This is a genomic window from Stenotrophomonas nitritireducens, from assembly GCF_001431425.1.
Taxonomy (GTDB): Bacteria; Pseudomonadota; Gammaproteobacteria; order Xanthomonadales; family Xanthomonadaceae; genus Stenotrophomonas; species Stenotrophomonas nitritireducens.
Genome location: NZ_LDJG01000005.1, coordinates 253,238 through 262,800 on the forward strand (window position 1 = coordinate 253,238; position 9,563 = coordinate 262,800).

The 9,563-nt window shown below is 67.7% G+C and carries 8 protein-coding genes and 1 pseudogene; 5 read left to right on the plus strand and 4 right to left on the minus strand.

What is annotated here, in order from left to right; translation table 11 throughout:
- Positions 1-60: 60 nt before the first annotated feature.
- Entirely contained in the window at positions 61-666 is a 606-nt protein-coding gene (pnuC, locus tag ABB22_RS04870; RefSeq protein ID WP_055770970.1) for a nicotinamide riboside transporter PnuC, read from the minus strand.
- Between the two features lie 135 nt (positions 667-801).
- Positions 802-2,181 carry an outer membrane protein transport protein gene (locus ABB22_RS04875; RefSeq protein WP_055770973.1) on the minus strand — a complete coding sequence of 460 codons (1,380 nt, stop codon included), beginning with the start codon at positions 2,179-2,181 and terminating at the stop codon, positions 802-804.
- A gap of 217 nt (positions 2,182-2,398) precedes the next feature.
- Here ABB22_RS04875 and ABB22_RS04880 point away from each other — a divergent pair, with 217 nt between their 5' ends.
- Both ABB22_RS04880 and ABB22_RS04885 read left to right on the plus strand, forming a co-directional pair.
- A complete protein-coding gene (locus ABB22_RS04880; protein ID WP_055770977.1) occupies positions 2,399-3,091 on the plus strand; it encodes a rhomboid family intramembrane serine protease in 693 nt (230 codons plus the stop codon).
- A gap of 38 nt (positions 3,092-3,129) precedes the next feature.
- Positions 3,130-3,453 carry a DUF1820 family protein gene (locus ABB22_RS04885; RefSeq protein ID WP_055770980.1) on the plus strand — a complete coding sequence of 108 codons (324 nt, stop codon included), beginning with the start codon at positions 3,130-3,132 and terminating at the stop codon, positions 3,451-3,453.
- Between the two features lie 218 nt (positions 3,454-3,671).
- On the opposite strand, the gene ABB22_RS04890 is transcribed toward ABB22_RS04885, so the two are convergent.
- Both ABB22_RS04890 and ABB22_RS04895 read right to left on the minus strand, forming a co-directional pair.
- Entirely contained in the window at positions 3,672-5,090 is a 1,419-nt protein-coding gene (locus tag ABB22_RS04890; RefSeq protein ID WP_055771037.1) for a S41 family peptidase, read from the minus strand.
- Positions 5,091-5,206: 116 nt separating this feature from the next.
- Complete coding sequence (locus tag ABB22_RS04895; protein WP_425477784.1) at positions 5,207-6,418, minus strand: murein hydrolase activator EnvC family protein; 1,212 nt, start codon at positions 6,416-6,418, stop codon at positions 5,207-5,209.
- A 160-nt stretch (positions 6,419-6,578) separates the two neighbouring features.
- Here ABB22_RS04895 and ABB22_RS04900 point away from each other — a divergent pair, with 160 nt between their 5' ends.
- The 3 genes and pseudogenes from ABB22_RS04900 to ABB22_RS04910 form a co-directional block, all read left to right on the plus strand.
- Positions 6,579-7,235 (plus strand): DUF4097 family beta strand repeat-containing protein, encoded by a 657-nt coding sequence (locus ABB22_RS04900; RefSeq protein WP_055770986.1) that lies wholly within the window; start codon positions 6,579-6,581, stop codon positions 7,233-7,235.
- A gap of 59 nt (positions 7,236-7,294) precedes the next feature.
- Complete coding sequence (locus tag ABB22_RS04905; protein ID WP_055770990.1) at positions 7,295-9,001, plus strand: M28 family metallopeptidase; 1,707 nt, start codon at positions 7,295-7,297, stop codon at positions 8,999-9,001.
- Positions 9,002-9,013: 12 nt separating this feature from the next.
- Positions 9,014-9,438 (plus strand): annotated as a pseudogene (locus ABB22_RS04910) (beta-ketoacyl-ACP synthase I); the annotation flags it as partial.
- Between the last annotated feature and the right edge of the window lie 125 nt (positions 9,439-9,563).

Below are 9,563 nucleotides of genomic sequence, written 5' to 3' on the forward strand. Positions count from 1 at the left end.
ATCGTGCCGGCGACGGGCCGCGGGGCTCATCCCAGGCAGGCGTACTCGTCCGGCGCCTGCTCAGGCGACCGCATCGGCCGCCTTCGCCCCTGCTTCGTCGCGCATCAGATGCCGCCAATGGCGCAGCGCCACCAGGGCATTGATCCAGAAACCGACATAGAGGATCGAGGTCAGGTGCAGCCCGCGGCTGTAGTACAGCGGCACCGCGATGCTGTTCACCAGCAGCCACAGCCACCACGATTCCAGCTTGCGCCGCATCATCAGCAGCTGCGCGATCATGCTCAGCACCAGCACCGCCGAATCGACGTAGGGCGCGTAGGCGTTGGTCAACCGCGTCAGCATCCAGCCATAGCCGGAGGTGGCCAGCACCGCCAGCGGTACCAGCCAGATCCAGGACCGCGGAGGCATGCGGCTGATCGGCAGCGGCGCGCCATGGTCGCCCCGCAGCCACTGCCACCAGCCCAGCACGCTGACGGCGATGAAAAAGAACTGCAGGACCATGTCCGCATACAGGTGCGACCGCTCGAACACCAGCGCGAACAGCGCACAACCGACGATGCCCAGCCACCAGGTGTGCACGTTGTTGCGTCCGGCCAGCAGGATCGAGCCGGCGACGGCGATATTGGCGGCCAGCTCGAGCTGGAATGCGGGATCGGACAGGTTCATGCCGCATTGTCGCCCGCGGCGCAGCACAGGGCCACGCCGGCTAGGTCACGGGCCACGTCGTCTCGCGTCTCGCAAACGCAGAAGGCCCCGCTTGCGCGGGGCCTTCCGGGTTACGGCATCAACGACAGGCTCTGATCAGAACTTGTAGTTGATCGAAGCGGCCAGGATATCGCCCGCCACCTTGTACTTGCCCTGCAGCACATTGCCGGTGCTGCTGGTGGCATTGATCGCCGGCTTGTTGGTGAACAGGTGGGTGTAGCCGAAGTTGACCTCGGTGTTCTCCTTCGGGGTCCAGCCCAGGCCGAACGACAGCCACTTGCGGGTCACGTCCGGCACGCGCACGTCGCGGTGCGAGTAGCTGGTCGGGGTTTCGTCGTAGGCCACGCCGCCACGCAGGGTGATGGTGTCGGACAGCTTGTACTCGGTACCCAGCGAGCCGAAGGTGGTGTCCTTGTACTTGAACGCCAACACGCTATCCGGCTGGTTGGAAGCGAAGTCCACGGTCACCGTGTCGAACGCCGGCGCCCAGGCGGTGCGCGACACATCGCCCATCACGCTCCAGCGGTCATTGATCCTGTGGGTCACGCTCAGGGTGGCCGACGCCGGCAGGGTCACGGTGGCCTTGCCGCTGGTGTCGATGAACAGGCCCTGGGCCTTCAGGTGCAGGAGGGCTTCGACGTTGCCCGGCACGTCGAAGCGCGCCTTGCCGCCGGTGATCTTGTGCTCGACCTTGGAGCGGTAGCTCAACGCGATGTTGGTGTCTTCGGTCGGGCTGAAGGTACCGCCGATCACGTAGCCGACCGCATTGTTGTTGCCTTCGATGGTGGAGTAGCCATCGGCGCTGCCCGGGACGATGCCCAGCCCGGCGCTCGCGCCCTTGCTGGCGCTGAAAGCCACGGCGCCGAAGTCCACGGCCTGGGCCAGTTCGATCGTCAGGTGCTCGACGAACACGCTGGCACCGAACGACACGTACGGGTTGACGTCATACGAGAACGCCGCGCCCAGGTCGACGGCCTTCAGGTCGGTCTTGGTGCCGTGGTAGCGGCCCACCCAGTTGCGGTCGTAGTCGGTCTTGAAGCCGAAGGGTGCGGTCAGCGACAGACCGAAGTGCATGTTGTCGTTTTCGCCGAACGGCACGTGGAAGTATGCGGCCGGAACCGGGGCGATCATGCCGGCGTCGCCGCCGTTGCCGCCGGAAATCGGCGAGCCCTTGCCTGCGCCGGTCGGGCCGGCGTTGCGGGCGCTGTAGATGTCTTCCATCTTGGCCGAGAAGCTGATCGCGCTCAGGTCGGCCTGGAACTGGCGGCCGTTGAGCAGGCGCATCGAGGCCGGGTTGGTGGCCACCACGGAAGCATCGTCCCAGGCGGAGGTGGAACCGGCGAAAGCACGGCCCAGGCCCTTGGCGCTGTTTTCCTTGAGCTGGAACGCGGCGGCATCGGCGTTGCTGAAAGCCAGGGCACCAGCAATGCCGACGGCCAGGGCGGTGACGCGTGCGAGGGTGGAAGCGGTATGCATGTTGGAAGCTCTCTCCGTAGGACGGTGATGATTCGTTGGTGCGCCTGCACCCCAGTTCCGCCCAGCGGCCCTGCGGTGCGCCGGATTCCCCTCCCGACATACGACGCCGTATGCAGTATCCATCAAGCTTGTTAACTAAACAATAACGTCGCCCGCATTCATTTCCTCTCGTTCCATCACCCTTCCCGGGCCCGTCACGGGGTAGGCTTGCGCGCCCATGTTCATTTCCCTCCCCTCCCGCAACAAACCCGGACTGCGCTGGGCGGTGCCGCTGCTGTTCGCGGCGATCTGGCTGGCCTTCCTCTGGTCGATCTCGCGGCCGGATGAAGCCCGGCGTTCGCTGTGGATGGACTGGGGCGCACTGTCCACCGGCCTGGGCAATCCCCAGGACTGGTGGGCCGCGCTGCGCGACGGCAGCGTGCTGCGCCTGTTCACCGCCCTGTTCCTGCACGCGGACTGGTCGCACCTTCTCGGCAACCTGGTGTTCCTGCTGATCTTCGGGCTGCCGGCCGAAAGAGTGCTCGGGCCGTGGCGGCTGTTGCTGCTGTTCCTGCTGGGCGGCGCCACCGCCAACCTTGCCGCGTTGTATGCCATGGGATCGCCGGACCAGATCATCATCGGCGCCAGCGGAGCCGTGTCGGCATTGCTGGGCGCCTATCTGGCGCTGTTCCCGGGCGCGAGGCTCGGCGTGGTGCTGCCGCTGGGCCTGTTCCTGGAATTCGTCCGCGCCCCCGCTTACCTGCTGATCGGGGTATGGGCCGCGCTGCAGGTGGTGTTCGCCTATATCGGCCCGAGCTTCGGCATGGTCGCCTGGTCGGCGCACGTGGCCGGCTTCCTGTTCGGCATCGTCTATGGGTTGTATGTGCGTGCCGCGATTGCCCGGCGGCTGCGCAAGCGCCATGGCTTCTAGCCCCGGTCGCGCCTGCGTGCCGTCCTTATAATCGGGCGATGAGCAGCAGACCCCTGTACAAGATCACCTTCCTCAACCACGGCAAGGTCTACGAGCTGTATGCCCGGCGCGTGGGCAGCAGCCACCTGTGGGGATTCAACGAGATCGCCGACCTGGTGTTCGACCTGCACGACGGGCTGGTGGTCGACCCCACCGAGGAGCGCCTGCGCGAGGAGTTCGGCGACACCAAGGTGCTGCACCTGCCGATGCAGAGCATCGTGCGCATCGAAGAGGTGGAGAAGAAGGGCCAGTCGGCCATCCGCGATGCGACCACCGGGGAAAAGGTGGTCACGCCGTTCCCGATGCCGGCCAAGCCGCGCTGAGGGTTTCTTCCAGCGCACGGCGCGCGCCTGCATCCAGGCAGTAGCGCCAAGCGCGGCATGACGGCTGGGCGGAGCCCGCACAGCCCTCATTTGCCGCCGGGCTTTTGCAACCGCTCCTGCGGCCGGAGAGGCACTTCCCCCAACGCCGCCATTGAGACCGCCCGGTCGTGGATGCGCCGACAACCCACGCCAGGCGATCCGCCGCGAGGCGGATGTCGTTACTTGCCGCTGTCGTCGGCTTCCGGCTTGGGCTGCTCCGGCTTGGCAGGCACGGCGACACCCGCGGGCGCGGGCGCCACTTCCGGCTTCGGACGGGCAACCGGGCGCGGCCCAGCCGCAGCCCTGGCAGCGAGCGAACCCGGCTGCTTGAGTTCGCGCAAGGCCGACTGGATCGGCCCATCGCCCGGCAGCACCACGCCGGTGGCACCGCCGCTGGCCTCGTCGTCGCCGCGCAGGTGGCCCGGCAGCTTGGCCTCGCTGAAATCGGCGATGGAAGCCGGCATGTCCTTGACGGCATTGGCCGGATCCGGCGCCAGCTCCACGTCCGGAACGATGCCGGTGGCCTGGATCGAGCGGCCGCTGGGCGTGTAGTAACGCGCGGTGGTCAGCTTGACCGAGTCGCCATTGTCCAGCGGCAACACGGTCTGCACCGAACCCTTGCCGAAGGTGCGGCTGCCGACGATGCGCGCGCGCCGGTTGTCGTGCAGCGCGCCGGCCAGCACTTCCGAGGCGCTGGCGGAGCCCGCATCCACCAGCACCACCACCGGCGCGCCCTTCATCAGGTCGCCCGGCGTGGCCTCGAATTTCGCATCGCTGACCGCAATTCGGCCGCGCGTGCTCACGATCACGCCCTTCTCCAGCAGATCGTCGGCCACCTGCACCGCCGCGGTGAGCAGGCCGCCCGGATTGCTGCGCAGGTCCAGGACCAGGCCCTTCAACTTGCCGCCGGCCTGCGCCTGCAACTGCCCCACGTGTTTCTGGAAATCGGCGCCGGTATCGGCCTGGAAGGTACTGATGCGCACATAGCCATAGCCCGGTTCGAGCATCCTGCTGCGCACGCTGGTGACGCGGATGGTTTCGCGGGTGACGCTGACGTCGAACGGCTTGTCCTCGCCACGCTCGATGGTCAGCACCACCTCGCTGCCAGCCGGGCCACGCAGCGGCTCCATCGCCTCGATCGCGCTGATCGGCTTGCCATCGATGGCCACGATGAGATCGCCGGCGCGCAGCCCGGCGCGGGCTGCGGGCGTATCGTCGATCGGCGAGACCACCTTGAGCGCGCCATCCTGCTGCAGCAGTTCGACGCCGATGCCTTCATAGGCGCCGGTGGCCTGCTCGTCGAAGGCCTGCGCGTCCTCCTTGTCGAAATAGGTGCTGTGCGGGTCCAGGTCCAGCAGCAGGCCGCGGACCGCCGACTGCATCAGCTTCCTGTCGTCCACCGGGTCGACATAGGCCGCGCGCACCGCGTTGTAGACGGCAACGAAACGGCGGATTTCATCCAGCGGCACGCGCGAGGTGACCGATTCCTTGGCATCGGGATCGTCCGCCTTCGTCGTCTTGTCCGGGGCGCTCTGCGCCAGGCCGACGGCCGGCGACAGTGCGAACAGCAGGGCAGCAGCAAGGCCGGCTACACGCATGAACCACTCCATGAAAAACGGATGCGCACCATGCGCGTCGGTCCGATTATGCGCGAAGCCCGGCCGAATTCCCGTTGAACGCGGGGCATCGGCCGCGCCACCCGCTCAGCCGGCGGTCACTGGCGCTGCAGCCAGGTGGCCGGATCCACCGGCTGTCCGTTTCGGCGCAGTTCGAAGTAGAGCGCCGTCACGCCCTGTCCACCGGAGTTGCCGACCCGCGCGACCGCCTCGCCGCGGCGTACGCGCGCGCCGGAGTCGCGCAGCAGGGTGTCGTTGTGGGCGTACAGGCTCATGTAGCCATTGCCGTGATCGACAATCAGGATCATCCCGTAGCCGGTCATCCAGTCCGAGAAGACCACGGTGCCATCGGCGACCGCCGTCACCGTGGTACCGGGAGGCGCGCCGATCAGCACGCCACTGCTGGTGCGGCCGTCGGGCAGGCGTCCGCCATAGCGCGCCAGCAGATTGCCCGACAGCGGCCAGCCCAACCCGCCGACCTTCGGCGCGGGCACGTTCGCGGTGACCCGCGGCGGCACCTTGCCGGGCGTTGGCCTTGCCGCCCCCGTGGCCGCCTGGCGCGCCTGCTCGGCTTCGGCACGGCGGGCGGCCGCCCTGCGCTCGGCCTCGGCGCGTGCGGCCGCCGCGCGCAGGCTGGACAACAGCTGCTCGAGCGCACGCGCATCCTTGCCCAGCACCTTCTCCCGCTCGCTGCGATCCTGGTAGCGCTGGTCCAGTTCCGTCGCCACCTGCGCCCGTTTGCGGCGGTCCTCTGCCAGCGCAGCGGCCTGTTCGCGCTGCTGGACGCGCGCCTGCTCCAGTTCACGGCTGCGCGCCAGGATCTCCTGCTCGTTCGACGACAGCGCCTGCAGATCGCCTGCGAGCGAGGCGATGGTCCGCGCCCGCTCACGCTGCAGGTAGCGGTGATAAGCCAGCTCGCGGTTGGCATCGGCCACGCGATCCTGCGACAGCAGTAGTTTCAGCGGGGCATGGTTGCCCAGCTGGTAGGCCCCGCGCAGCAGCGCGGTGAGCTGTTGGCGTTGCCGCCCCATATTCGCCTCGAGGGACGCGCGGCGCTGCTGCAGTTCGGCCAGCGCCTGCTGTTCGCGACGCATCGCCGCCTCGGTATCGGCCACCGCCCGGCCGCTGCGGGCCACTTTCTGGTCGGCTTCGCGCAGGCGCCGGGACGCCGCATCCCGCTCGCCTTCCAGACGCTGCCGCTCCTGCGCCACGCTCTTCAGTTCGCCGCGCACCTGCTGCAGCTTCTTCTCGGCATCGCGGGAGTTGCTCTGCGCCTGCACGAGGGGGGCCACCAGGAACAACGCCAACAGGCAGCCGACAACCCGGGCCGGCAATGCCGGGGCGCGGGCAGGCTGATGGCGGCGGCGGTATTGTCGCAATGGCGTTCCAGTGACTTCAGGCAGATGCGGATTGTACCCAGCCATGCTGCCATCCACCCTCGCCCACAGGAATTTCCGACGGAGACGCGCGATGAAACGATTGCTTATTCTGCTGGCCCTGGGGCTGGCCAGCCCACTGGCGGTGGCGTCCGACGACATCAGCAAGGTGAACGGGAGCATCCGCACCGAATCCGGCACCGCCTACCGGGACCTGGACACGGTCAACGGCAGCATCCACCTGGCCAAGGGCGTGCAGGCGCGCGGCGTGGAAACCGTCAACGGCAGCATCAATGCCGAGGACAACGTGCAGGCGCGCAGCCTGGAGACCGTGAACGGCGCCGTCCGCGCAGGACGCGGGCTGGTCCTGTCCGGCGGCGTGGAAACGGTCAACGGCAGCATCTTCATCGACCAGGGCGGCCGCATCGGTGGCGGCGTGGAAACCGTCAACGGCGGCATCGGGCTGGTCGGCACCGAGGTCGGGCGCAACGTCGAAACCGTCAATGGCGACATCACCGTCGGCATCGGTTCGCACGTGAAGGGCGGCATCCGCGTGACCAAGCCATCATTCAGCCTGTCGCTGACGCCGCCGCGCAAGCCGCGGATCATCATCGGCCCGAATGCGACGGTCGACGGGGCGCTGAACTTCGAACGCGAGGTGACGCTGTACGTGCATGACAGCGCCTCGATCGGCCCGGTCAGCGGCGCCACCGTCCGCCGCTTCGATACCGAAGCCGCACCGAAGGATTGAGCGCTTCGCGGCGCGCTTGCCTAGAATCGGGCTTCATCCCTCATCCGGAGCCCGGTTCCATGCCCCGCAAGATCCTCTTGTGTCTCCTCGCAAGCGCCGCGCTGGTCTCCTGCCGGCAGGAGACCGCTCCTGCACCGGCGCCTGTACAGGCGCCGCCGGTACACGCCTTCTCCAGCGGCATCGATGCCGCCGACTTCGCCGAACTGGTGAAGACGCTGGCATCGGACGAGTTCGAGGGCCGCGCGCCAGGCAGCCACGGCGAAGAGCTGACGGTCGCGTACATCCGCGACCAGATGCAGCGCATCGGCCTGCAGCCGGGCAATGGCGACAGCTGGTTCCAGGACGTACCGATGACCGAGACCATCGCCGATCCCTCGACGGTGCTCACGCTCCGACATGGCGATGCCAGCCGTGCGCTCGGATTCGGCAGCGACATGGTGATCGGAACCCGCAGCGGCCAGCCCGAAGTGAAGATCGACGCCAGCGAGATGGTGTTCGTCGGCTATGGCGTGGACGCGCCCGAACAGGACTGGAACGACTACGCCGGCCAGGACTGGAAGGGCAAGACCGTGGTGATGTTCGTCAACGACCCCGGCTTCCACGTGGACGACGCCCGCCTGTTCGAAGGCAAGCGCATGACCTATTACGGGCGCTGGACCTACAAGTTCGAGGAAGCCGCGCGCAAGGGCGCGAGCGCGGCGCTGATCGTGCATGACACCGCCGGCGCCTCCTACGGCTGGGACGTAGTCAGGAGCTCCTGGGGCGGCGCACAGTACGACCTGCCGGCGGCCGGGGACAAGGAACCGCGCCTGCAGGCCCAGGGCTGGTTGAACGCGGAAGCGGCCCGGCAACTGTTCGCCGACGCCGGCCTCGACCTTGGGAAAGCCTATCGCGACGCCAGCAAGCGCGGCTTCAAGCCGGTGCCGCTGCGCACTACGCTGTCCCTCGACCTCAAGAGCAGCATCACCGAAAAGAAGTCGCGCAACGTCGTTGGCGTTCTGCCCGGCAGCAAGCGCGCCGACGAGGCCGTGCTCTACATGGCGCACTGGGACCACCTGGGCAGGCATGAGGGCGAGGCGCACGACGCCGACGGGGGCGACGACATCTACAACGGCGCAGTGGACAACGCGACCGGCGTTGCGGGCATCCTCGAGATCGCCGACGCGATGGCCCACCAGCAGCCCGCGCCAGAGCGCTCGGTGGTGTTTCTCGCAGTGACGCTGGAAGAGTCGGGCCTGCTCGGCTCGCAGTACTACGTCAACCATCCCACCTTCCCGCTGGACAAGATCGCCGGGGTGATCAACATCGACGCGATGTCGGTCAGTGGCCGCACCCGCGACATGACCGTCACTGGCTACGGCAGTTCCGAACTCGAGGACATCCTCAAACCGCTGGCAGCGAAGCAGGGCCGGAGCCTGCATGCGGAATCCTCGGTGCAGAGCGGCTTCTACTTCCGCTCGGACCACTTCAATTTCGCCAAGGCCGGCGTGCCCGCGCTCTACGCCGGCGGCGGCCAGGATCTTCTGGAAGGCGGCATCGAAGCCGGCAGGAAGGCCGCAGAAGCCTATGGCCGCGACCGCTACCACAGCCCGCGCGACGAGTACGACCCTGCCACCTGGAAGCTCGACGGCACCATGGAAGATCTCGAACTGCTGTACGGCGTCGGCCGGGAGCTGGCGGGCGGCGAAAGCTGGCCCAACTGGTACCAGGGCAACCCGTTCAAGGCCAATCGCGACCGCATGATGGAAGGCAGGCGCACCGACTGAGGATGCCTGTAATCCGACGGAGCGGACATGGTGGCCCCTCCGGCGGGGGCGCGGTTCGCTGCATGAACATGGCGCTGGCTGGTCTGGATCGGCCGGTCGACTACCTCAACACCCACGGCACGTCGACGCCGCTGGGCGACATCACCGAGCTGGGTGCGGTGCGGGAGGTGTTCGGCGACAAGCTGCCGCCGATCTCCTCGACCAAGGCGCTGTCGGGCCACTCGCTGGGCGCCGCGAGCGTGCACGAGGCGATTTTCTGCCTGCTGATGATGCGCGACGGTTTCATGGCCGGCTCGGCGAACATCGAGACGCTGGACGCGCGTGCCGAAGGCTTCCCGATCCTGCGGCAGTCGCAGGAAGCGAAGCTGGATACGGTGATGTCCAACAGCTTCGGCTTTGGCGGCACGAACGCGACGCTGGTGTTCGGCCGGGTGTGACCTTCGCGCTCGAGCGGTGGCGATTGAAGCAACGGCGCCTTTTGGCGCCGTTGTCGTATGTGAGGGACGGGGATCGAGCCGCCTTCCCAGCTGCGCGCCCATGCTCACCCTTCACTTGCCAGGAG